The organism is Reyranella humidisoli, from assembly GCF_019039055.1.
GTDB classification, from domain to species: Bacteria; Pseudomonadota; Alphaproteobacteria; order Reyranellales; family Reyranellaceae; genus Reyranella; species Reyranella humidisoli.
Map to the genome: position 1 here is coordinate 2,655,238 of NZ_JAHOPB010000001.1, position 22,189 is coordinate 2,677,426.

At 70.7% G+C, this 22,189-nt stretch carries 19 protein-coding genes; 8 read left to right on the forward strand and 11 right to left on the reverse strand.

The annotated features are described in order from the left end of the window. Nucleotides 1–16 precede the first annotated feature (16 nt). Complete coding sequence (locus KQ910_RS12755; RefSeq protein WP_216960523.1) at nt 17–1,513, forward strand: M81 family metallopeptidase; 1,497 nt, start codon at nt 17–19, stop codon at nt 1,511–1,513. 405 nt (nt 1,514–1,918) lie between these two features. After that, nucleotides 1,919–3,118, forward strand: coding sequence for a Na+/H+ antiporter NhaA (gene nhaA, locus KQ910_RS12760; protein ID WP_216960526.1), 1,200 nt, complete (start codon nt 1,919–1,921; stop codon nt 3,116–3,118). A gap of 277 nt (nt 3,119–3,395) precedes the next feature. On the opposite strand, the gene KQ910_RS12765 is transcribed toward nhaA, so the two are convergent. From KQ910_RS12765 to KQ910_RS12775, 3 genes are all read right to left on the reverse strand, one after another. Beyond that, entirely contained in the window at nt 3,396–3,596 is a 201-nt protein-coding gene (locus tag KQ910_RS12765; RefSeq protein WP_216960529.1) for a hypothetical protein, read from the reverse strand. A gap of 30 nt (nt 3,597–3,626) precedes the next feature. Then, nucleotides 3,627–4,028, reverse strand: coding sequence for a hypothetical protein (locus KQ910_RS12770; protein WP_216960533.1), 402 nt, complete (start codon nt 4,026–4,028; stop codon nt 3,627–3,629). 82 nt (nt 4,029–4,110) lie between these two features. Beyond that, nucleotides 4,111–4,749, reverse strand: a complete 639-nt coding sequence (locus KQ910_RS12775) for a cell envelope biogenesis protein TolA (protein WP_216960536.1) — start codon at nt 4,747–4,749, stop codon at nt 4,111–4,113. A gap of 288 nt (nt 4,750–5,037) precedes the next feature. Between KQ910_RS12775 and KQ910_RS12780 the strand changes: the two genes are divergently transcribed. Continuing rightward, nucleotides 5,038–5,430, forward strand: a complete 393-nt coding sequence (locus KQ910_RS12780) for a hypothetical protein (RefSeq protein WP_216960539.1) — start codon at nt 5,038–5,040, stop codon at nt 5,428–5,430. 10 nt (nt 5,431–5,440) lie between these two features. Here KQ910_RS12780 and KQ910_RS12785 read toward each other — a convergent pair whose 3' ends face one another. Together KQ910_RS12785 and KQ910_RS12790 are read right to left on the reverse strand one after the other, a co-directional pair. Beyond that, on the reverse strand, nt 5,441–7,933 hold the full coding sequence (locus tag KQ910_RS12785) for a YbcC family protein (RefSeq protein ID WP_216960542.1): 2,493 nt from the start codon (nt 7,931–7,933) through the stop codon (nt 5,441–5,443). Nucleotides 7,934–7,986: 53 nt separating this feature from the next. Beyond that, nucleotides 7,987–9,558: a proton-conducting transporter transmembrane domain-containing protein gene (locus KQ910_RS12790; RefSeq protein WP_216963815.1), complete on the reverse strand. Its 1,572-nt coding sequence runs from the start codon at nt 9,556–9,558 to the stop codon at nt 7,987–7,989. A 163-nt stretch (nt 9,559–9,721) separates the two neighbouring features. On the opposite strand from KQ910_RS12790, the gene KQ910_RS12795 reads away from it, so the two are divergent. Beyond that, a complete protein-coding gene (locus KQ910_RS12795; RefSeq protein WP_216960545.1) occupies nt 9,722–10,621 on the forward strand; it encodes a LysR family transcriptional regulator in 900 nt (299 codons plus the stop codon). 224 nt (nt 10,622–10,845) lie between these two features. On the opposite strand, the gene KQ910_RS12800 is transcribed toward KQ910_RS12795, so the two are convergent. The 4 genes from KQ910_RS12800 to KQ910_RS12815 all read right to left on the reverse strand — a co-directional run bounded on the left by KQ910_RS12800 (nt 10,846) and on the right by KQ910_RS12815 (nt 13,570). After that, nucleotides 10,846–11,220 (reverse strand): hypothetical protein, encoded by a 375-nt coding sequence (locus KQ910_RS12800; RefSeq protein ID WP_216960548.1) that lies wholly within the window; start codon nt 11,218–11,220, stop codon nt 10,846–10,848. A gap of 226 nt (nt 11,221–11,446) precedes the next feature. Then, entirely contained in the window at nt 11,447–12,631 is a 1,185-nt protein-coding gene (locus tag KQ910_RS12805) for a sensor histidine kinase (RefSeq protein WP_216960551.1), read from the reverse strand. Nucleotides 12,632–12,721: 90 nt separating this feature from the next. Then, nucleotides 12,722–12,904: a hypothetical protein gene (locus KQ910_RS12810; protein ID WP_216960554.1), complete on the reverse strand. Its 183-nt coding sequence runs from the start codon at nt 12,902–12,904 to the stop codon at nt 12,722–12,724. Between the two features lie 114 nt (nt 12,905–13,018). Next, nucleotides 13,019–13,570, reverse strand: coding sequence for a hypothetical protein (locus KQ910_RS12815; protein ID WP_216960557.1), 552 nt, complete (start codon nt 13,568–13,570; stop codon nt 13,019–13,021). 424 nt (nt 13,571–13,994) lie between these two features. On the opposite strand from KQ910_RS12815, the gene KQ910_RS12820 reads away from it, so the two are divergent. The 4 genes from KQ910_RS12820 to KQ910_RS12835 all read left to right on the forward strand — a co-directional run bounded on the left by KQ910_RS12820 (nt 13,995) and on the right by KQ910_RS12835 (nt 15,732). Further along, nucleotides 13,995–14,270: a hypothetical protein gene (locus KQ910_RS12820; RefSeq protein WP_216960560.1), complete on the forward strand. Its 276-nt coding sequence runs from the start codon at nt 13,995–13,997 to the stop codon at nt 14,268–14,270. Next, complete coding sequence (locus KQ910_RS12825) at nt 14,267–14,461, forward strand: hypothetical protein (protein WP_216960563.1); 195 nt, start codon at nt 14,267–14,269, stop codon at nt 14,459–14,461. The genes KQ910_RS12820 and KQ910_RS12825 overlap by 4 nt, the downstream gene beginning before the upstream one ends. 166 nt (nt 14,462–14,627) lie before the next feature. Then, nucleotides 14,628–15,074: an Hsp20 family protein gene (locus KQ910_RS12830; protein ID WP_216960572.1), complete on the forward strand. Its 447-nt coding sequence runs from the start codon at nt 14,628–14,630 to the stop codon at nt 15,072–15,074. A gap of 127 nt (nt 15,075–15,201) precedes the next feature. After that, the gene (locus KQ910_RS12835; protein ID WP_216960576.1) at nt 15,202–15,732 is read left to right on the forward strand and encodes a response regulator; all 531 of its coding nucleotides are present in this window, start codon (nt 15,202–15,204) and stop codon (nt 15,730–15,732) included. A 20-nt stretch (nt 15,733–15,752) separates the two neighbouring features. Here the strand turns inward: KQ910_RS12835 and KQ910_RS12840 are convergent, their stop codons facing one another. Continuing rightward, nucleotides 15,753–16,160, reverse strand: a complete 408-nt coding sequence (locus KQ910_RS12840; RefSeq protein ID WP_216960578.1) for a response regulator — start codon at nt 16,158–16,160, stop codon at nt 15,753–15,755. Between the two features lie 126 nt (nt 16,161–16,286). Then, nucleotides 16,287–22,004, reverse strand: coding sequence for a beta strand repeat-containing protein (locus KQ910_RS12845; protein WP_216960581.1), 5,718 nt, complete (start codon nt 22,002–22,004; stop codon nt 16,287–16,289). Nucleotides 22,005–22,189: the final 185 nt, after the last annotated feature.

The window sequence follows — 22,189 nt, forward strand, 5'->3', positions numbered from 1 at the left end:
GACGGGAAGAAGCGCCATGGCGAGCCGGGTCCTGATCGCGCAGTTCATGCACGAGACCAACACCTTCTCGAAACTGTCGACGACGCTGGAGGACTATCGCCGCCAGCGTCTCGTGGAAGGCGAGGCGATCGTGCCGAACTTCACCGGCACGCGGAACGAGCTGGGCGGCTTCATCGATGCCGCGAAGCTGCACGGCTGGACGCCGGTATGGGGGATCGCGGCCAACACGATTCCCTCGGGCCCGCTCACGCGCGAAGCGTGGGAGCACATCAGCGGGCGTATCGTCGATGCCGCACGCAGCGGCAACGTCGATGCGGTGTGCCTGTCGCTGCACGGCGCGATGGTGAGCGAGACCGAGGACGATGCCGAGGGCGCGCTGCTGGAGGCGCTGCGCGTCGTCGTCGGCCCCGACGTGCCGATCGTGGCGACGCTCGACCTGCACGCCAATGCGACCGAGCGCATGGCGCGCAACGCCAACGCGCTGGTGAGCTATCGCACCTATCCGCACATCGACGGCTACGAGCGCGCGGTGCAGGCCGCGCAACTGGTCGAGGACGCATTGAAGGGCCGCAAGCATCCGCGCTGCCTGCTGGTGCAGCCCGCGATGCTGAAGGGCGCCGACTACGGGCGGACGACGCAGCCCGGCATCATGCGCGACCTGCTGGCACGCGCCGAAGCCTTCGAAAAGCAACCGGGCCTCAACGTCGTCTCGATCCAGGTGGGCTTCACCTGGTCCGACATCCCGTGGGCGGGACCGTCCATCGCGGTGAGCCACGAGCCCGGCGCCGAGGAGGCGGCGCGTGCGGCGGCCCGCTCGCTGATCGACGAGATGTGGGCGCGGCGCACCGAATTCTCCTCCTCCTATCGCTCGATCGCCGAGGCGGTCGAGGCGGCACGCGCCGGCGGCGACCGGCCGCTGGTGCTGGCCGAGGGCACCGACAATCCGGGCGGTGGCGGCTACAACGACGCACCCAACCTGCTGCGCGCGCTGCTCGAGGCCGGTATCCCCAACGTGGCGGTCGGCACGATCTACGATCCCGGCACGGTGCGGCAGGCGCTGAAGGCGGGTGTCGGCGCGCGCATCGAGGTGGCGCTGGGCGGCCATACCGATCCGTCGCTCGGCGCGCCCGTGCAGGCGACGGCGGAGGTGATGCACCTCTCCGACGGCAACTTCCGCAACGACGGGCCGATGAATGCCGGCGTGCAGGTCGCGCTGGGACCGACCGCGGTGCTGCGACTGGGCGGCCAGGGCAGCGCGGGTGGCATCGACGTCGTCACCACCTCGACGCGCATGCACACGATCGACCTGCAGGTGTTCCTGAGCCAGGGCATCGATCCGCTGCGGAAAAACGTGCTGGTGGTGAAGAGCTCGCAGCATTTCCGCGCCGCCTTCGAGCCGATCGCGCGCCAGGTCCTGCTGGTCGATGCGGGCGGCCTCTGCTCCACTGACGCCTCGCGCTTCACCTACGCCAAACTCCGCCGCCCGATCTGGCCGCTCGATCCGGTCGATTGATGTAAAGGGCGCCTCGCTGTCCCGCAGGGCTGTCGGGGTATAATGGCGCGCGATGTCGGCAAGGGAAAAATTGTCATCCCGAGCGTGAGCGAGGGACCTTCAGGCTACCGATAAGGGTCCCTCGCGGCGCTCGGGATGACAACGTGCGTGCAGATCGATCGGTACCCTTGCAGCAACCGCGCTGACATCCGGTGCTGGGCTACGGCGAGGGCCTCGAGCGGGAACTCGCACTCGCCTGGGAGCAGGCGGACAATTGAAGCCGGGGAAATCGCGCGGACACGCCCGCCGGTTCCTGTTGCCCTGTGGCGCCACATCGGCCACAAGAAACGCGGGTGTCCGCACATCGGTGCTGGCAGGGACTAGCGCAGGTCGGGCCGCCAGCGGGCCCATTTCCGTGCGAGACCCATGACCCGCAATCCCCACGTGCGTTCGACCCTGCTGCGCCGCTTCATCGACAACGAAGCCTCGGGCGGCATCGTGCTGATGGTGGCCGCGGCGCTGGCGCTGATCGTCGCCAATTCGGCCCTGGCCCCCACCTATTTTGCCGCGCTCAAGACCTATGTCGGGCCGCTCAGCGTCTCGCACTGGATCAACGATGCGCTGATGGCGGTGTTCTTCCTGCTGGTCGGGCTGGAGATCAAGCGCGAGATCGTCGACGGCCAGCTCTCGACCTGGTCGCGGCGCATTCTGCCCGGCCTCTGCGCCGCCGGCGGCATGGCGGTGCCGGCGCTGATCTTCGCCGGGTTCAACTGGAACAATGGCGAGGTGATCCGCGGCTGGGCGATTCCCACCGCGACCGACATCGCCTTCGCGCTGGGCGTGCTGTCGCTGTTCGGCAACCGCGTGCCGGCCTCGATGAAGGTGTTCCTGACCGCGCTCGCGATCATCGACGATCTCGGCGCGGTGCTGATCATCGCCGTCTTCTACACCGGCAATCTCGATCTCGCCGCGCTGGGTGGCGCGGCCGCCGTGGTTGTGGCGCTGCTGACGCTCAACCGGATGAAAGTGCGGGCGCTGTGGCCCTATCTGATGCTGGGCGCGGTGCTGTGGCTGCAGGTGCTGCTGTCGGGCGTCCATGCGACGGTCGCGGGCGTGGCCCTCGCGCTCACCATTCCGCTCACCCGCGCGACGGGAGGCGGTCACGAACGCGGGGTCGATTCGCCGCTGCATCGGCTGGAGCACGCGCTGGCCAAGGTCGTGCCGTTCGTCGTCATTCCCATCTTCGGCTTCGCCAATGCCGGCGTGTCGCTGGCCGGCTTCGACGCGCGCGCCCTGATCGATCCGCTGACGCTCGGCGTCGCGGGCGGGCTGGTCATGGGCAAGGTGGTCGGCGTCTACGGCACGGCGCGCGCGACCGTGAAGCTCGGCTGGGCCGCGGCACCGGTCGGCGCGGCGCCGTCGCATGTGCTGGGCGTGGCGCTGCTTTGCGGCATCGGCTTCACGATGAGCCTGTTCATCGGCCTGCTCGCCTTCCCCGACAACGCTGCCCTGCAGGACGGCGTCAAGATCGGCATTCTGTTGGGCTCGCTCGTCTCGGCCGTGCTCGGGGCCGTGGTCCTGATGCTCAGTCCGAAGCCGGGCGGCGCCGAGGCGCGGGCCTTCTGAGAGTCCGATTCGCACTGAAGCAGCTCGAACGACAGGCTGTGAAATGCCCCCAATGACCTCACCCTGAGGAACGCTCCGCAGGAGCGTGTCTCGATCGCGCGGGGTAACCCCCGCGCTTTGGTGGGAACGCGCACCTTGCCTGTTGCCCATCCTTCGAGACGCGCCAATTCTCGGCGCTCCTCAGGATGAGGCCAGTGCATGAATCGATTCAATTCGTTTCGAGTCAGATTCTGAGACCGGCCGCGACCGGTGAAGGTCGCGGCCTCGTCGTCCCGGATCAGACGTTGTGGTCGGTCAGGGTACCGTCCTTGAGGATCAGGCCCTTGGCGGTCGGATAGCCGAAGGAGAGCAGCTCGCCCAGCTTGTCCTTCTTGCGTGTCCCGACATGGTCCTCCAAGAGCCGCAGCGAGACCGACGGGAGATTGTCTCCCGCCGCAACCGAATGATCTCCCCGATCGAGGTTACGTCTGCACTGCAACGATCCCCTGCCAAATCGGCAACGGAGAGATCAGGACACGGGCTCGGGAAGGCTGGCGAGGATGGAGGGCGAGTTCAACCAGCGATAGGCCTGCTTGGCGGTCTTGAAGATCCGCATCGGCCGCCGCGGCGCCGCGAGCATGCCGAGGACGCGGCCGAGCAGCACGTACTTGTCGTCTGTAATGACGACCGCGAGCGGTCCAAGTTCCACATCGCCCTTGTGCAGGCTGCGCATGCGCACGCCGATGTCGGTGATTTCCATCGCGCCCATGCGGGTCTCGCCGCGCGTGCCGTCGAAAAGCTTGCGGTAGCCCAGCGCCCGCGCCTCCAGCATCGCGTCGAGCATGGCATGGACCTCGTGCCCTTCGACATTGCCCTCACAGACAGTGTGGAAGAGGCGCGCTTGGGGATCGATGGTCCAGTGCAACGACATGATCAGGCTGTACAACAGACCTAAAGTGATTGCATCATCGGTGAAGACAAATTCACAATCATTTTAAAATGCATGAAGAATGCTAGTACCGCCGCGCCCGATGCAGGGCCTCTTGCAACCGGTCTTTTTCCCGCGACCAGCGGCGCGCCTCTGCCTCCGTCCGCCGGTCGAGGGCCGCTCGTTCCCGGTCGAGCCCGCTGGCCGTCCGATCGTGCGCCGCCTCGGCCTGCCGCAGCGCCTCTTCGGCCGCCGCAACCGCCCGTTCGCGGCGGGCCGCCGCCCGGCGCCGCTCTCCCTTCTCGCGCTGCTCCTGGAGCGCCCGGCGCTTCTCCTCTCTTTCGTAGGCGAGGGCGGCGGCACGATCGGCGGCGGCGGTGCGCGAAGCGGGACGCTTCGGGGCAGCGTTTTCGGTCTTCGGCTTCGATTTTGGTTTCGTCCTCGCTGCCATCTTCCTGCGGCCGTGCCCGACCAGCGCGCGCTCGGAAATCTCGGCGGTCTCGCCGTAGGGCTGGTCGGTGCCGACGGGCCGGCGCAGCACGAGGCCGGGCCGGGCCATCGTGGCCGCAACGATTTTCGCGTCCCGCGTCTCGCGGGCGAAGCCCTGGTGGAAGAGATCGCTGTCGGCGCCCCAGGCGGCGAGCGCGGCCTTCATCGAGGGGGCGGCGACCGCGAGATCGAAGAAGCCCGCCGAGGTCATGAAGGCCTTGAGCTTCCGGGGCATGGCGGGTGGGCTCTAGCTGCAGGGGAACTCGAGCCCGCTCCCGAGGTGTGTGTTTGGGAAGGGAGCGGGCTCGCTACGCGTTGCGCACCTCGGGGATCGAAAGGGCGCTCCGTTCGATACGACGCATTGGGGACGGAGAGGTTGCACCCGGCGAGCGGGAACAATCGACGCCGGCACCGCAATCGGGCGAGGTCATCCGCGCTATATGCACTACTGGTGCGCAATCTTCATTGCCTCCGGCACGGCCTCTGTTAGCTTCCGAACTGATCGTCAGGGACAACCGCCCGAATGCCGCTCCACTGGACCATCGATTCGAAGGCCAAGCTCCTTGCGATGGTCGCCGACGGACCCATCGAACTGGCCGAACTCCATCGCCTGCTGGATGTGACGACGGCCCTGAAGCTCGAAGGCTACCGCAAGCTGTTCGACGGCAGCCGGGGCGAGTCGCAATTGACCGATGCGGAGCAACTCGCGGTCGGCGTGCGCTTCCGCGACATGCACGCCAACACGCCCCGGCTCGGGCCTCTCGCCGTCGTCGTGCGTGACGAGAGATACCAATTGGTGGCGCGCATGCTGGGAATCCTCGCCGTCCCGAAGCGCCCGATCCGCGTGTTCACCGACCTGGCCAAGGCCCGCGCCTGGCTCGATTCGCCCGCCATCGTCGCATCCGTGCCGGACTGATCCGCGACCGTCAGCCGGCAACCGGATCCATCGCCGTCCACCGCAGGCCGCCGGCATAGCGCCAGGCCATGCGCCCGTCGCCGTCGAGCGCGAACAGGTTCAGCCAGCCTTTGTCGAACAGTTCGCGCACCGCGTCGTGACGCGCGAGCACGCCCGCGATCGCCTCGCGCGGCGCCTCGATGCAGACCGACAGGCGTAGCGGCTCGTGCGCCGGGGCCTCGCCGTCATGGACCGACTGCCAGGGCAGGCCGGCGCGCAGCAGCCCGCCATTGCCCTCGACCACGCCGATGCCGCCGGTGACGTTGTGCAGCAGCTTGTTGCCGCCGCCGAACGGGCCGGGCGCCACGGTCGATCCGTAATATTGCAGGCTGATCCAGCTCGCCACGACGACCGGCGCGGTCAGGATCAGTTCCAGCACGCCGAAGCCCGTATCCTGCTGCCAGTCGTAATCGTGCAGGAAGGCGCGGCCGCCCAGCGAGCGTCCCGTCGTGCGTGTGCGCGGTGCGGCGATGAAGGCGCTGCATCCCGCCAGCCCCCATTCGGGCCGCGTCTCGGACCAGTCGCGGCCGCGCCTGGCGACGGCGGCCGCGTTGCCCGCCCGCGGCAGCCGCAGCGCACGCTCGGTGCGCGCCAGCGTGCCCGCCGCCTCGAACCAGGCGCGCGCCCGCGCGAGGTCGGCGCGATGCGTCGCGGACGGCGCATCCTCGTAGAGCGTCATGCCGTCTGCCGTGGTGTCGTGCAGTGCGGCCACGAACAGCGTGTCGTCGGGCAGCGCGCGGCCGCGCGTGGCGAGGCCTGCCCGCACGTCGCGGTCGTTCAGCAGCGCGGCCAGCAGGCGCGCATTCACCTCGCCGGAGTAACCGCCGCAGGCGCCGCATTGCAGGGCGCTGGCATGCGGGTTGTTGACCAGCCGTGCGCCATGACCCGCCAGCACCACCAGCCGCGCGAAGGGCGGTGCGAGCGACATCGCGCCCAGGATCTTCTCCGCCGCATCGATGCGCGCCGCGAGATCGGGCGCGGCATCGTGATCGTGCGCGTGCCCGTCACCGTGAGCATGAGCGGGCACGAGGCGCGGCGCGGGCTCGTCGGGCGTCGCCGCGACGCGGCCCAGCGCATCGCTCAGGATCCGCCCGACATGCAGCGGCCCGGTCGCCTCGACGAAGGCGAAGGACGAGACGGCGGCGAGCTTGAAGCGGCCCCAGGCGCGCTTGGCCCGCGCCGCGATCCGCGCCGAGCGGTCGGCCTCCGCGTCGGCGGCGCCGCCCGCGCAGGAATGCAGCGCCGGCGCCAGCAGCACCGGCAACCGCAGTTCCTCGACGTCGGAAGCGAAGCGGCGATGCGCGGTGGCGATGCCGAAGAAGCCCGCGAAGCCCAGGGTGCGGATGCCGGGATCGAGACTCTCCAGCGCGCGCCGGAACGGCTCGGAGCGCACGTCGATGCAGAACGCCGCCTGCAGCGCCGGCCGCGCGTCGGGCGATGAAGAGGGTGTCGGCGCGGGTGCGGCCAAGGTCGCGGCCAGGGTCGCGGCCAGCGCACGCTGCGCGGCGCGTTCGGCCGCTTCCTGCAGGATCGCGTCGATCACGAGGTCGGGCGAGGGCGCGACCGGCGCGGCATGCGCCACGACGATCTCCGCCCAGCGCTTCGCGATCGCCGGGGCGTAGCGCGCGAACAGCGCCTCCTCCCAGACCAGCCGGATCGCCAGCAGGTCGGTGGTCGTCGCATCCCGTCCGCCGGCCAGCTCGGCCTGCCATCTCTTGTAGCGCGCATACTGGGCCCAGCCGCCGAGCGTCATCAGCAGCCGGTGGAAACAGGTGTCGAGCGCGGCGTCGGAGAGGCCAAGCCGGTCGCTCGCGCGCGCGATCAGCCTGAGCGGATTCACGGGCACTTGCGAGACGTGCAGCGCGAAGCCCGCGAGGCCCGCGATCTCCGGCGAGAGATCGTGCGTGGCCACGGCGCGCCACGCGGCATAGGCGCCGTTTGCATTGCGCGGCGCGGCCCACAGCGCCTGGCCTTCGTCGAAATGGCCGGCTGCCCAGGCGCCGATGCGCTCTGCGATCAGCCCCGGCCAGTCGATGCCCGACACGTCGGCCGCGAGATCGGCGACCGTGGGCAGCGCGACCGGCGGCGGCAGGTCGCGCGCGGCCGCCTGCTTCAGTGCCGCGAGATCGGCCGGCCGCAGATGCGGCGGCGCGTTGGTCCAGGCCGCGAGAAGGTCGGCGTCGGCGATTGCACCGGCCTCGATCTTCGCGCGATAGGCCGCGCGCGGCAGGGTGACGGCGGCGCCGGCCACGCGCGCGAGCCGCGCACCGGCGGTGGCGAGATCCTCGCCGCTTTGGCCGAGGAAGGGATTGACCGCGACGCTCGAGGCCAGCGGCCAGGCCGGCGGGATCGCCAGCGCCGCGCGATCGGCTGCCGCCGCGATGCGCGCGAACGCGTCGTCGTTGCTGTTGGCGGGCGCGGGGACGGGATCGTCGGTGGCGAGAGGGGCGGCGGCGAGCGACATGGTCGGGGCTCCGGTGCGATCTGATAGTGGTTCGGTCGGGCGGCGGTGCGGGCTCAGGGGCGGGCGGCAGCGCGGTCGCGGCGCCCGCGGCCGCTCCCCGAGTGTTCGGTGCGCCAGCCGCCGGTGATCCGGTCGAACAGGGCGCTGGCATAGAAGCCGTTGGAGAGATGGACGCGCAGCCCGGCGGCGGCGGGGTGATAGGCCCACAGCGGGAACATCGCCTGCACGATGGCCACCAGGCCGAAGCTCGCGACCGCCAGCACCAGCAGCCCCGCTTCGAGTGGCCCCGGCGAGGGCGCGGCCGGCAGCACGCCCTGGGTGACGAAGACCGCGGCCGCGTGCAGCGCGAAGTAGCCGACCGAGGTCGCGAGCGCATAGACGGCGGTGCGCCGTGTCAGCGCGCGCGGCGCGGCGTCGGCGAAGCCCTGCGCCAGCATGTAGGCCACGCCGAAGATCAGGATGCCGCCCAGCACCGCGGCCTGCGGCGAGTTGTGCGTGATCCCGAAGGCGAGGCCGACCACGACGTAGACCGCGAGCGCCGCGCCGAAGGCCCGCGCCACCGCGGCGGCATCGGGCACCGCGACGGGACCGGGCCGCCGGATCGCCGCGACCCGTTCGACCGCGACGCCCGAGGCCAGGAAGGCGTGCGCCTTGTAGAGCGAGTGCGCCACGATGTGCAGCAGCGCCAGCGGAAACAGCGCCAGCCCGCATTGCAGGATCATGAAGCCCATCTGCGCCACGGTGGACCAGGCGAGCGAGGTCTTCACCGCGGGCTGGGTCAGCATCACCAGGCAACCGAACAGGGCGGTGAAGCCCCCGGCCACCACCAGCACCGCGAGCGCGCCCGGCGCCAGCAGCATCACGTCGGCGAAGCGGATCAGCAGGAAGCCACCGGCATTGATCACGCCGGCATGGAGCAGCGCGGAGACCGGCGTCGGCGTCTCCATCACCTCGGTCAGCCAGCCATGGCTGGGGAACTGCGCCGACTTGAGCAGCGCCGCGAGTGCCAGCAGGCAGGCCGCGGCCACCGCGAGCCCGCCGCCGTCGCCCGTCCGCGCCGCCGCGAGGATCGTGCCGATGTCGGCCGTGCCGTAGGCCAGCGCCAGCAGAAGCGCGGCGCTGCCGAGCGCCACGTCGCCCAGCCGCGCGGTGACGAACTTCTTGCGCGCCGCCCGCTGCGCCGCCGCCCGCTCGGGATAGAACAGCAGCAGCCGGTGCAGCAGCAGGCTGGTCGCGATCCAGGCGGCGACGAGCTGCACGAGGCTGTTGGCCGCGACCAGCGCCAGCACCGCGGCGAGCGTCAGGCAGAGCCAGCCGGTGAACGGACCCTGCCGCGCCTCGCCGTCGAGATAGGTGCCGGCGAAGCGCACGACGATCCAGCCCACGAACGTCACCAGCAGGAGCATGGTGGCGCTCAGTGCATCCAGCCGCATCGTGGGGCCGAGCCGGCCGGGCCCGAGCACGATCAGCGCGACCGTGGCGGCCAGCGCGGCGGTGAGCGCCAGCAGCGCGGCGGCCTCGGCCAGGCGCGGCAGATGCGGCGGCCGGCGGCGCTCGCCCTGCGCGAAGCCGAACCAGGCGACGGCGAGCAGCGGCACGAACAGCGGCAGCAGGAGCAACAGCACGGAGGTCGGCAGGGGGACGGGCAGGAGCGGGAGGGCGGGCGGCACGGGCGGTCCCCTGGAGGCGCGGATCGGGTTATGGATCTGTCGGGGCTCTAGGTAGGGCGGCGGGCGGTTCGTGAAAAATTCATTGTTCCGTCGTTATCGTTCGTTTTAAGTGAACGATATGCCGGACCTCAACTTCAACCATCTGCGCTACTTCTGGGCCGTGGCGCACCAGGGCAACCTCACGCGCGCGGCCGAGCGGCTGAACCTGTCGCAGTCGGCGCTGTCGGTGCAGATCCAGAAGCTCGAGCGCCAGATGGGCCATCCGCTGTTCGAGCGGGTCGGCCGCCGGCTGGTGCTGACCGAGGCCGGACAGATCGCGCTCGATTATGCCGACACGGTGTTCGAGCAGGGCGAGGAGCTGCTCAGCACGCTCCGCGGCCAGCCGGCGGCCAGCCGCCGCGTCCTGCGGGTCGGCGCGCTCACGACGCTGTCGCGCAACTTCCAGCTCGAGTTCCTGCGGCCGCTGGTCGGCCGGCCCGACGTCGAGCTGATCGTGCGCTCGGGCAACATCCGCGACCTGCTGGCGCAACTGGAGGCGCATGAGATCGACGTGGTGCTGGCCAACAGCGCCGCCCCGCGCGACGCGCGCTCGCTCTTGCGCAACCACCTGCTGGCCGAGCAGCCCGTCAGCCTGGTCGGCCGGCCGCGCGCGAAGTCGGCGCGGCGCTTCCGCTTCCCCGAGGACCTGCGCACCGAGCCGCTGCTGCTGCCGAGCCTCGACAGCGACATCCGCGTGGCCTTCGACCGCATCCTCGAACGCGCCGGCATCCGGCCAGTGATCCTGGCGGAAGTCGACGACATGGCGATGCTCCGCCTGCTCGCCCGCGAGCGCGAGGGCGTGACGCTGGTGCCGCCCATCGTCGTGCGCGACGAGCTGAAGGCCCGCGTCCTCGTCGAGCACTGCCGCATCGCCGGCGTGACGGAAAGCTTCTACGCCATCGTCATGAAGCGCCGCTTTCCCAACCAGCTCCTGCTCGACGTGCTGACCGCCAAGGTTCCCTCGCGAGGCTCGCGCTGACCGATTCGCCGGAAGGGTCGCCGTGCGCCGATGACAACATTGTCTGAACTGGCGCAACGGGCCGATGAAGCAACAGGGGGCATCCCGAACGGAGTGAGGGACCTTTCGCTTTTCTCGCAACGTCGACCGCCCCCATCTCTGGCAATGCGGGACTCGCAGCAACGGGGCGCCGAGGAGCGCCCCGTTTCACGTCATGTCGGTGTCGGTATCGGCCGTCGCCAGCCCTAGCAGCGCGGGGCGGTGCGGTTGCGGTAGCCGTCGTAATAGGAGCTGCCGCAGACGACCTGCTGGGCCACGACTTCGTCGCGGTTGCCGTTCTGGCCGCGGTTGGTCACCGCCACGGTGGTGTAGCGCCGACCGTCGGCCTGGTTGTAGGTGCCCGGATAGCCCTGCTGTTGCTGCTGCTGGTTGGCATAGTAGGGATTGGGCTGCTGCTGGTTGCCGTAATAGGGGTTGGGCTGCTGCTGCCCGTAACGCGGCGGCGGCGGGCTGTTATAGCCGTTGTTGTAGGCGCCCTGCGGGCCCATGCCGTCGTTCTGGCAGGCCGCAGCCATCAGGCCGAGGCCCACCGCAATGACAAGTCCCGAAATCCTCAGCATTTCCATACCTCCGGCCCATGTGTGAGCGAGCGCCCTCGTGGGCGGCTCTCCAGGCCAAGGCGGGCTTTTCCATTCCTGATGCGCGGCAACGTGCGGATGGCGGCGGGGTTGCGGGGCGGCGGCTATCCGCGCCTCGGCGTCAGAAGCGTGTCGGCTTGCTCCTCCATGTGAGGGATCCTTAACTCGGTACGACGACTGATGTTTCGTCGCGTCCCGGCCACCCCCATCAACTGATGATCGGGAATGTCACCATCGTCGTCGTGCCGGAGGACGAGCTTTCGATCTCGACCTGGCCGCCGATCTGGCGGGCGAGGGACTCGATCAGTTTGAGGCCGGAGCCGGTCGGGTTCTTCTTCTGGATGCCCTGGCCGTTGTCGGAGACGGTGAGGCGGCCCTCGCCGAAGCCGATGCCGGCCTTCAGCTTGATGGTGATGCGGCCGCCGCTGCCCCCCGCATGAGCGGGGAAGGCGTGCTTGGCGCTGTTGGTGGCGGCCTCGTTCAGGATCAGGCCGAGCGGCACGGCGCGGTCGATCGAGAGTTCGACCTCGTCGGCCTCGATATCGAGCGCCACGTCCTCGACCTGCTGCTCGATCGAGGCGCACAGCGCGCGCAGGTAGCGCGCGACGTCGACCGCCTGCATGTCCTGGCGCGGCGCGAGCTGGTCGTGGGCGAGCGAGATGGCGTTGATGCGGTTGGTGATGTGGTCGAGCGCGCGATGCGTCTCGCCCTCGGGGAAGCGGCGCTTCTGCAGGCCGATCGAGGCCAGGATGAGCTGGAAGTTGTTCTTCACCCGGTGCTGCAGCTCGCGCAGCAGGATCTCGCGGTGCTGCGCCTGCGCCGCCGCTTCGGCCAGCGCCGCCGCCTCGCCGCGCGAGGAGGTGTCGTCGCGCAGCAGCGAGCCGATGATCGCCGCGGCCGCGACCATGAACTGTACCGAGTCCTGCGTGAAGTCGCGATGCACCGTGCTGTCGACCTCGAGCACGCCCCAGGCCGCGCCGTCGGTGAGGATCGGCACGTTGGCCAGCGAGACGATGTCGTGCTCCTTCAGTGTCTGGGAGATCGCGAACTCGGGCACCTTGTCGAAATCCTCGATGCAGATCGGCTCACCGGTCTGGAAGCTCCAGCCGGGCGGCGACTTGAGGTCCGAGGCGAAGGTCGCGGATCGCACCACGCCCTCCTTCCAGCCGGTGCCCGCCACCATCAGCAGGTCGGCTGTGGCGCGGCGATAGCGCAGGATCTTGACGTGATGAATCTCGATGGCGCGCCCGACCTGCACGACGGCCTGGTCCAGGAAGCGCTCGGGGTTGGTGTGATGGCCCGCCATACGGCCCAGCTCCACGAGGATGCGGACATGGCGCCGGAGCTTGTCGACGTCGGACGGCGGCGCCGCCCCGGCTGGTCTGGCTGACATGGCGGGTGAACGCCGCGGGATTGGCAGCGTTGCCTGTCCGGAGTCCGGAGATCGTTCCGCGCGGCCGGAACCGGGCCTTCGCGTGCGTCGTCAGGATGCGGAACCGCCGGGATCGTCCTTTTCCTTGAAGCGCGGGATGCGCGGTCCGTCGAACTTCGCCAGCTCCTCGGCCAGCATCCGCTCGGCGAACCGCCGCTGCGCTGCGTCGAGCTGGTCCCCCGCGAGCTGCTTGCGGAAATTCTCGATGTTCTTCTGGCGGACGAAGTCCTGCATGCGGGCCTCCCTGAGCGGGAACGCAGCCCATTAGCCGCCGTCTTCGCCGTCATATCAACCCAGGCGCGCCGGCCGGAGTCGCTGTGTCCGGTTACGCACACAGCGCGCTTCGGTTCAGCGCAGGATGCGCAGCGAGTCCAGGAAGGCGATCACGGTGGGATCGTTGCGGTCCTCGACCCGGGTCGCGGCCAGCATCTCGTAGAGCCGCCCGTCCATCGTGTAGACACGCATGGCGATTGTGTGCGGGCCGAAGCCGCGATTGGAAGCGACCGTCATGGAAAAGGCGACACCCTCTGCAGGCCCGCTGCGGACATCGCGATAGTCGGCGAGGAAGGAGTTGGGATAGCGAGCGGCCATGGCGCGCTGCGCCGCCTGCACGTCGATGCGCTTCGTCGAGCCCGGCGGCGGATCGACGACCGCAAGATCGATGGCATTGTATTGCCCGACCGCGTCCTTCCACAGGTAGCTGTATTGCAGCATCGTCCCGCCGTCGGGACGTGGCGACGTCTTCGTCGTGTAGCCGCGCGGCAGGTCGATCGTGAAGCGGCCGTCGTCGCCGGTGACGCGCTCCATCGGCGCGGCCTGCGCGTGGACGGGGCCAGGCACGGGCAAAGGCGCCAGCGCCGCGAGCCCCAGGGCGCCGAACGTGCGTCGTGTGAGTGGCATGGTCTCCTCCCGTGGCCGGGACGTTAGACCGCCGTTCGCCGGCCTGTCGAGAGGACGGGCACGTGTTCGCGCGACGGTTGCGTCACCCGCCGAATGCAGCGCCCAGCGTGCCGATCAGACCGCCGATGACCAGAAGATAGGCGAAGGTTCCAAAGAGAAGCTGGCGCGAGCTGTCGTCCATGTGCGGTAAATCCCCGGTTCGTTTTGCCGTGAACGACGGAGACTCCGCGGCGTTGCCACGCCGCTGCGTGGGCGTGGGCGGAAGCGGCGGGCCTGTGGCGCGGGCGCCACAGCGGCGGGACTTGGGGCGGGCCGTTTGCCGCGCGGGGGCCAAAGCCCTAGGGTCTTTCCCATTGGCGCGTCCGCTCGCGCAACCCGGCGCGCGCCCTCCGGCCGCGGACGCGTCGCCCGAGGAGGGACCGCCATGACCGACAAGCCCATCATCCTGGAGGCCAGCGAGGAGATCACGCTGCGCCGCGTCGCCTTCGGCGAATCGCCCGAGCGCACGCTGCGGCGCGAGGACATGCTGCGGCTGCGCGGCCTTCGCCTCGTCACCGACGGCAAGGACGGGCCCTGCCTGACCGCGAGCGGCCGCGCCCATTTCGAGACCTTGGCCAAGCCGGTCGGCGCCGAGCGCGGCCCGGGCAGTTTCCAGGCCGAGATCGAGCGCATTCGCCGGACGGGGCCCCGCGAGGCATGATCGCAGCGACCCGCTACCGGCTCGACGTGACGCGCGGCGGCGCGGCCGACCGGCCGTTCGGCTGGCGGGTGCTGCGCCGCGACGACGCCGTCGAGGTCGAGCGCTCGACCGAGACCTTCGGCTCTCGTCCCGAGGCCATGGCCCATGGCGTCCGCCACGCCATCGCCTGGGAGAGCGGCACCCACGAGTGAGAGCCGGCCCCGCCGGCGGCGGTGGATGAATTTTTTTCGCCCGCTCGCTTGAACCTTTTTCGGGCTCACCTAGATCGTTTCCCGGCGGCGCTGAAAGCGTGCCGCCCGGCGGTCGCCCTGCGGGGGATCGCTTCGCAAACCCATCGCTCAGGAGTGGAGGATGAACATGCGTACGACTTTCGATTTCTCGCCGTTCTATCGCGACACGGTAGGCTTCGACCGGGTGTTCCACATGCTCGATTCGGCGGTCAGCCAGGGCTCGCAGGGCTATCCGCCGTACAACATCGAAAAGGCGGGCGACGACAGCTACCGCATCGTCATGGCGGTCGCGGGCTTCGGCGAGGCCGAGCTCAACATCACCCAGAAGGAAGACGAGCTCCTCGTCACCGGCAAGGCCCAGCCCGGCGCAGAGGAGAAGCAGTATCTCTATCGCGGCATCGCCGCGCGCGAGTTCGAGCGCCGCTTCCAGCTCGCCGACCACGTCAAGGTGGTGGGCGCGGGCCTCGCCAACGGCCTGCTGACGATCGAGCTGAAGCGCGAGATCCCCGAGGAGAAGAAGGCGCGCGCGATCCGCATCGAGTCCGGCGCCACGCCGCGCATCACCCGGCAGTAGGTAAGCAAGGGCGAAGGCCCGCGTTGGGGGAGGGGCGTCCGTCGCGCAGGCGCGGCGGTCGCCTCCCCGGACGGCGGTGCCGCCGATCGTCGCCCGTGCATCGTCGATTATCGAAAGGAGGTTCGTCATGATCGTGAGATCGGCAGCCTACCGGCCCGATCGTTCGTCCGACCTGTTCGCCCCACAGGCGCAGGTCGACGGTGCTCCCGTTTTCCCGCCAGCGTTTGCGAAGCCCTTCACGATCGACCAGCCGCCGCGCGGCCGCGTGCTGATCGTCGAGGACGAGATCCCGGTCGCGCTCGATCTCCAGAAGGCGCTGCGCGATGCCGGCTATCGCATCGTCGGTCCCGCCGGCAGCCAGAGCGAGGTCGAGCGGCTGGTGCGGCGCGGCCTGCTCGACGCGGCGGTGATCGACGCCGACAGCCGCGCCGCCATGCCCTTCGCCGTCGCCGACTGGCTGGCCGCCGAGGAGGTGCCCTTCGCCCTCATGGTGGGCGAGGGGACTGAGCTGCCGCGCGAACACGCGCTGCGACCGCAGCTCACGCGGCCGGTCTCGCCGCGGGCGCTGGTCGACACGGTCGAGCAGATGATCGAGGGCAACCCGGCGGCGATGCCGGTGTCAGCCCCCCGGTGGCCGCGCCTGTTCCCGCAACTTTGACGCCGGCCCGTCCGCGCCCGTCAGTCTCCCGGGGCGGGCGGGGCGGCCGTGTTGGCCGCATTCAGGAGCTGCGACACCGCCGTCAGCACCTGCGTGGGCGCGAACGGCTTGGTGATCAGGATGGAATTGGGCACGCCCAGGGCGGCCCAGTCGGAACCCTCGGTCCCCGTCATGTAGACGACCGGCATGTCGGCCTTGAGCTGGCGGGCATGACGCGCCACGTCCCAGCCGGTGGCCTTTCCGCCCAGGTTGATGTCGCTCACGACGGCGCGGAGGTTGTCGCCCTGTTCGTCGAGCGCGGCGATCGCCTCCTCGCCGGTCGAGACGAGATAGACGTCGAACCCGCCGTCTTCGAAGGTGTCCTGCAGGAGATTGCGAATCTCCGCTTCGTCCTCGGCGATCAGCACGAGGACCGACGTCTTTTCCATCGCCCACACTCCCAAGCCGACCGTCCGGAAACAGTCCGGACTCCCCGCGCGGCTAAAACACCCGCGCGAGCAACGCCCGAGGGCTTGGGTTTGTTCCCGTACCTACGAAGAATGTGACGTCGGCGATCACACCAGCAGAAAGTCGTGCGGCGCCTCGGGCAGGACCGGGAGGGCGGGGGGCGGATCGCCGATCAGGATGCTGCCGAAGAAGCCGTTTCCGATCGGTGCCGTCACCATCGAGAAGGCGATGCTGAACTCCAGCAAGCCATCCTCGTTCAGGTCGAGTTCGGAGATCGGGCCGTAGTCGACGAAGTTGTCCGAGAAGAAGGCGAGGGCATCCTCCGGGTCGTTCCAGTCGAAGTCGGTGACCTCGACGCCGTCGACGGAAATGGTGAACGACATGGTCGTGAAGCCGTCGAGCTCGATATTCCCGTCGTAGAAGCCCATCAGCAGGTTGTCGACCGCCGGCAGGGCCGAGAGGTTGACGACGAAGTCGAGGGTGCCTCCGGCGGTCTGGTCGGTCGTGCCGTTGGCGCCGCTCGTCGCGCCCAGTTCCACGATCGCGAAGTACGAAGTGGCGTCCGAGAAGCCGGTGGCGATGTTCGGATTGCCGTCCAGGATCGCATCGACGTCGGCGGACGAGGGCGAGGCGGTGACATGGCCTAGCAGGGTCGCATCGATCGGGTCGGCGTCGTAGCCGTAGGAGGCGAGGGCCGACGCCGTCTGCAGGCCGTCGCCGGATCCATCCAGCTCGATGGAAATCGAGGTCACGACGTCGCCATCGACCGAGCCGGCTGCGAAGGCGTTCGCCGAGACGGTCGACGGGCCGGCGGCGCCACTGTCCATCGAGGCGGTCGCCCAGGCGGAGCCCGAAACGGAGTCGCCCCGACCACCATGGGCCGTGGCCGCCGCCGTGCTCGCTTGGGTCGACATGCCGCTGGCAAAGGCGAAGGCATTGCCGCCCACCTCGCCGTCGCCGGCCTCGGCATACGCGGAGACCTCGGCCAACTGCCCGCTCTCCACGCCGGGCACTGTCGCATGGGCCTCGGAGTCGCCGCCGTTGCCGCGCTCCACGCCCATGCCGCCGTCGCCGCCGAAGGCGTAGGCAGCCACGGCCAGGGTGGCGCTGTGCGTGGGTGCGGATTGATCGTCGAAACTCAGGGACGAGTAGGCGTCGCCGCCGTCGCCGCCCAGCCCGTCGGTCGCGTCGCCGCCGCCGCCGGCAAAGACAGTTTGGGAGAGCGTGGCCTCGCCGCCGTCGGTGAAGGCCCGTGCCGAGTCGGTCAGGCTGACGCTCGCGCCGTTGCCGCCCCGCCCGGACGTGGCGCCATCGCCGCCCTGGCCGCCCCAGGCTTCCGCGGTCGCCGTGGCTTGCGTGGTGCCGGTCGCGATCGCGAGCAGGTTGCTCACGGTGCCGCCGTTGCCGCCGGTCGGCCCGGCGCCGCCCTCGCCGCCGCGGCCGGCGACGGCGGCCGTCGCCGTGGAGCCGCCCGTGGCCGTGGCCGTAACGCCGTCGGCCGCCCCGCCGGCGCCGCCCGCGGAGAGCGTGGCGTTGGTCGCGCCGCCCCGGCCGCCCTGTGCGCTGGCCGTCGCCCCGGTGCTGGGCGTCGCGCCGGTTGCGTTGGAGATGGCCGACGCACTTGCGGCGGCTGCTCCGCCGGCGCCCGCGCGACCGAGGTCGGTGGTGGTCCCCTCGCCGGCACTCGCCTCGGCGAAGGCGGCAACCTGGTCGGTACCGGTCATCGACGTGGAAGCGAGGGCGTTGGCGCCCATCTTTCCGTTTGCCGTACCCGACATGACTTTGCCGTTGTCTCCCGAAACCGCCAGGGTCTTGCCGTTCAGCTCGGTCGGAAGATCATCGGTGGTCTTGTTCACCGACAGGATGGAACTGGCGGCGCCGCCCAGCCCGGCATAGCCGCCGCTGCTGTCGCCGCCGCGGCCGCCGGTCGCGACCTGTTCGAGTTCGAGATGGCCCGAGGTCTCGCCCGAGACCGCATCGGTCATGGAACTGGCCCGGCCGGCGCCGCCGTCGGCGCCGGACGAGCCATTGCCGCCGTTGCCGCCGATCTGCTCGGCGCGCACGTCGACGATGCCGTTGGTCTGCGCAATGCCCTCCGCCGTCGCCATGGCCCAGCCGCCAGCGCCGCCGCGCATTCCCGCCATCGCCGAATCGCCGCCGGCGCCGCCCTGCGCAGTGACGTCGACGGTGGTACCGCCGACAGAGGCATTGGCCGAAACGGTCGCGATGGCGTTGCCGCCGGTCCCGCCCTTGGCCGTGCTGCTGTCGCCGCCGGCGCCGCCGGTGGCGCTGCCGTTGCTCTCCAGCGCGGAGGCCGTGACGTCACCGTCGAGCGTCGCACGGCCGCCGGACTGACCGACATTGCCGTCGCCACCCTCGCCCCCCGCCGCTTCGATCGAAACGGAAACGGAGGAGGCGCCGGCGTTCACCAGGTTCAGGTTCGAATAGGCGCGGCCGGCCGCGCCGCCGGTTCCGCCGTCGCTCGCGCCGCCGCGTCCGCCCGTGGCCGACTGCGAAAGGGTGACAGTGGTGTCTCCACTCGCCTCCACGGCATTGGCCAGCACGACCGTTGCGCCGTCGCCGCCCGTGGCGCCGTCCAGGCCCTGGCCGCCATCTCCGCCGATGGCGAGGACGCTGGCCGATGCATCGGTAACGGCGTCTGCATCCGCGGTGACGCCGCTCACGCTGCCACCTGCGCCGCCGGCACGTCCCGCGCCGCTTCCATCGCCGCCGTTTCCGCCGATGCCCGATGCCGAGGCGCTCGCGGTCGTACCGGTTGCGTTGGCATTGGCACTCGCGAGCGTGACATCGCCGCCGCGACCGCCGTCGCCCGGCGCTCGGACACCCGACGCGTCGACCACGTGGCCGCCGTCGCCGCCCTGCGCCACCGTTTCGGCGTCGGCCTCGGCGCCCGAGGCCGAAGCCGATCCTTCCGCCGAGCCTCCGGCGCCGGCATCCGCCGCCAGCAGGGCGTCGCCGCCGCTGCCGCCGAGTGCATCGGCAATGGCGCCAGCTTCGGTCGTCGTGAGCAGGGTGGCCGTCGCCTTTGCGTCGCCGCCCTTGCCGGCAGCCTCGGTCGTGTCCGCGGCCATGCCGCCGTGGCCGCCGTGGACCATCACGCTCATGTCGATCGAATTGCTCAACTCCGCTTCCGCGTTCGCGTCGAAGCTCAGGAGAGAGGTGGCGGAGCCGCCAGCGCCGGCCGCTCCGCCCGTGCTGTCGCCGCCCCAGCCACCATCCGCGATCTGCCCCAGAATCAGGGCGCCACCCGCGCTGTACCCGGAGACGGCGTCGTTCTGGAAAACGGCGGCACCCGCGCCGCCGTCGGCGCCTTCGTTGCCTGAACCGCCGTCGCCGCCGGCCGACTCGGCGCCGACCAGGACGTCGAGGCCGAAATCGGACGTGCCGCGCGAGGTTGCCGAGGCCGATCCGCCGCTGCCGCCGGAAAAGCCGTCGCCCTCGCCGCTGCCGCCGCTGCCGCCCTGGGCGGAAGCAGAGGCGAAGACCGCACCGGTGTCGGGGTCCGTCCCCGAAGAGCTGACATTCGTCGAAGCCGTGGCCACGCCGCCATCGGCGCCGTGGCCAACACCGGTGCTGTCGACCGAGCCGCCGTCGCCACCGGTCGCGAGGGTGCTGCCGCGCACCAGGTTGGTCGCCGACAGGACGAGGGTGGCGGTGCCGGTGGCGCCGGTGCGGGCAGTCCCGATGCCGCCGCCGCCATTGCCGCCGGCCGCCGCGAGATTCACTTCCAGTTGGTAGGTGACGGCATCGTTGAGGGTGAGGGTGGAGGCCGCCGCGCCGCCGCGGCCGGCATAGACGCCGGCGGTGCCGGAATCGCCGCCGTTGCCGCCGATTGCGCCCTGGTTGAGGGTGAGGTTGGCGGTGCCGCCGCTGGTGAGGGCCGTGCTGAGCGTACTGGTGCCGCCCATGCCGCCGCCCGCGCCGGCCAACCCGTTGCCGCCGTTGCCGCCGATCTGAGTGAGGTTGGCCGCTGCCGTAGCGTCCGAGAGGGCCTGGGCGGTGCCGGCGTTCGTGAGGCTCGCCCCCATGCCGCCGTACTCGCCAGCGCCCGATCCGTTGCCGCCGGCGCCGCCGACGATGGCAACATTCGCCGCCGCGAGGCCAGAGCCGTTCGCGATGGCCGAGCCGCTGGCGCTGCCGCCGGCACCGCCCGTGACGGGGTTGGTACCGAGGGTAGAGCCACCCCTGCCGCCGACCGCCGTGACGTTCGCGGTCACGATGAAGCCGGTGCCGGACGACGAAGCGTCGGCCGTGCCGCCCTTGCCGCCGGTCCCGGCCGCGGTGTCGCTGCCGCCGCCTCCGGTCGCCAGGGTATTGGCCGTCACCACACTCACGGCTTCGGCGGTCGCGTCGGCATGGGCCGAACCGCCGGTGCGGCTGCGTCCCGCCGTGTCGACGCTGCCGGCGTTGCCGCCCTGGGCCATGGAGGTCAGCGCTGCATTGTGGTTGGTGGCGGTCCCGCCCTCGAGGCTGGAAGAGGCGGAGCCCGCGATACCGGCATAGCCGCCGCCGGTCGCCGCGCCGCCGTCGCCACCCGTTGCATACTGTTCGAGGCCGATAGAATAGGTCGACGGGCGGGCCGAAGCGGTGTTCGTCGCGTCGATGGACGCGCCCCTGCCACCGTTGGCGCCGGCGAGACCCAGGCCGCCGTCGCCGCCCGTGAGGGCCGCGATCGCCGTCATGTCGCTGAGCGCCGCCTCGACACAGGCGGTGGCGTCCGCCATGCCGCCGGTGCCGCCGGTTAGGCCTGCACCGCTGGCCGTTCCGCCGGTGCCGCCCTGGGCACTTGCACCGATCGAGAAAACGCCGCTTGCGGCGGTTGTGAGACCCGTCGCAGAGGCGGTCGCGCTGCCGCCAGCCGAGCCGTTGCCCGCAGCCGATGCGCCGGCATCGCCACCGACGGCTGCAGCGCCGCCGAAAAGCCAACCGGCGGCGGTAACGTCGAGGATTGCCGCGCCGGCGCCGCCGGTGCGGCCGGTCTGGCCGTCGCCGCCATCGCCGCCCGCGCCTGTCACCTGGACTTCCACGATGTTGCTGATGTCAGCCTGGATCGTGTCGTCGAAGTTCAGCATCGAGGTGCCGTTGCCCGCCAGGCCGCCAATGCCCGTGCCGCCCGCAGTGCCGCCGTCGCCGCCGGTCGCGGTCTGCCTCAAGATCAGCACGCCGTTTGGCGTCGAGCCGCTAACCGCATCGATCAGCGTGCTGGAGGCGCCGACTCCACCGGCATTGGCGCCGCTCGAATCGCCGCCATTGCCCCCGGTCTGGTTCACCGTCGCGCGTGCGTCGATGCCGGGGCCGGCGCCGGCGCGCGCTTCGGCCGTCGAGCCCACGGCGGCGCCGCCCGACCCGCCGATCGCTCCATTGCCGCCATTGCCGCCGGTGGCCGTGCTGGTGGCCTGGGCGGTGCCATCCGTGTTGCGCGCGGTCGACGTCGCGCGGGCGCTGCCGCCGCCGCCGCCCGCAGCGCCAAGACCGCCCGAAGCGGGCACGCCGGCATCGCCGCCATCGCCCGCCGCGGCCGTCGACGTGGCGGTCACCGGGGACGGATCGTTGATCCAGGCCCGCGCCGCGGAGATTGCCGAGCCGCCCTTGCCGCCCGCACCCGAGTCGCCGGTCGTCTCGGCACCGTTACCGCCGGCGCCGCCGGCGCCGCCATTGGCTGTCGCAATGGATCGGTTGTCGGTCGGAAGGGAGTTCGGGGCCGTCGCCTTGCCGCCGGCGCCGCCGGCGGTGCCGGGCGCGTTGACCGTGGCACCGTTTTCGCCGGCCAGTCCGGCAGTACCGTCGACGATGACTTCACTCATGACACACTCCACTCAGCCGTAGCTCTGCTGTTATCTGCAGCCACTGCGAAATTTACGCATTGTCCCTTAGCGAACAGACAGGAACTAGGGAAGCTCTTCGCGAGAGTGTGTCCGGACTTTCAGGAACGGCACGCGCCGGGGATCGATCGAGAATTGTGGCAACAGCGCGAGGACTTGGCGCCCGC

Bases quoted from the DNA above. Each gene is read 5' to 3' on its own strand.
- KQ910_RS12755 (WP_216960523.1), top strand. From the start codon at position 17: ATGGCGAGCCGGGTCCTGATCGCGCAGTTCATGCACGAGACCAACACC.
- nhaA (WP_216960526.1), top strand. From the start codon at position 1,919: ATGACCCGCAATCCCCACGTGCGTTCGACCCTGCTGCGCCGCTTCATC.
- KQ910_RS12770 (WP_216960533.1), bottom strand. From the start codon at position 4,028: ATGTCGTTGCACTGGACCATCGATCCCCAAGCGCGCCTCTTCCACACT.
- KQ910_RS12775 (WP_216960536.1), bottom strand. From the start codon at position 4,749: ATGCCCCGGAAGCTCAAGGCCTTCATGACCTCGGCGGGCTTCTTCGAT.
- KQ910_RS12780 (WP_216960539.1), top strand. From the start codon at position 5,038: ATGCCGCTCCACTGGACCATCGATTCGAAGGCCAAGCTCCTTGCGATG.
- KQ910_RS12785 (WP_216960542.1), bottom strand. From the start codon at position 7,933: ATGTCGCTCGCCGCCGCCCCTCTCGCCACCGACGATCCCGTCCCCGCG.
- KQ910_RS12795 (WP_216960545.1), top strand. From the start codon at position 9,722: ATGCCGGACCTCAACTTCAACCATCTGCGCTACTTCTGGGCCGTGGCG.
- KQ910_RS12800 (WP_216960548.1), bottom strand. From the start codon at position 11,220: ATGCTGAGGATTTCGGGACTTGTCATTGCGGTGGGCCTCGGCCTGATG.
- KQ910_RS12805 (WP_216960551.1), bottom strand. From the start codon at position 12,631: ATGTCAGCCAGACCAGCCGGGGCGGCGCCGCCGTCCGACGTCGACAAG.
- KQ910_RS12810 (WP_216960554.1), bottom strand. From the start codon at position 12,904: ATGCAGGACTTCGTCCGCCAGAAGAACATCGAGAATTTCCGCAAGCAG.
- KQ910_RS12815 (WP_216960557.1), bottom strand. From the start codon at position 13,570: ATGCCACTCACACGACGCACGTTCGGCGCCCTGGGGCTCGCGGCGCTG.
- KQ910_RS12820 (WP_216960560.1), top strand. From the start codon at position 13,995: ATGACCGACAAGCCCATCATCCTGGAGGCCAGCGAGGAGATCACGCTG.
- KQ910_RS12825 (WP_216960563.1), top strand. From the start codon at position 14,267: ATGATCGCAGCGACCCGCTACCGGCTCGACGTGACGCGCGGCGGCGCG.
- KQ910_RS12830 (WP_216960572.1), top strand. From the start codon at position 14,628: ATGCGTACGACTTTCGATTTCTCGCCGTTCTATCGCGACACGGTAGGC.
- KQ910_RS12835 (WP_216960576.1), top strand. From the start codon at position 15,202: ATGATCGTGAGATCGGCAGCCTACCGGCCCGATCGTTCGTCCGACCTG.
- KQ910_RS12840 (WP_216960578.1), bottom strand. From the start codon at position 16,160: ATGGAAAAGACGTCGGTCCTCGTGCTGATCGCCGAGGACGAAGCGGAG.
- KQ910_RS12845 (WP_216960581.1), bottom strand. From the start codon at position 22,004: ATGAGTGAAGTCATCGTCGACGGTACTGCCGGACTGGCCGGCGAAAAC.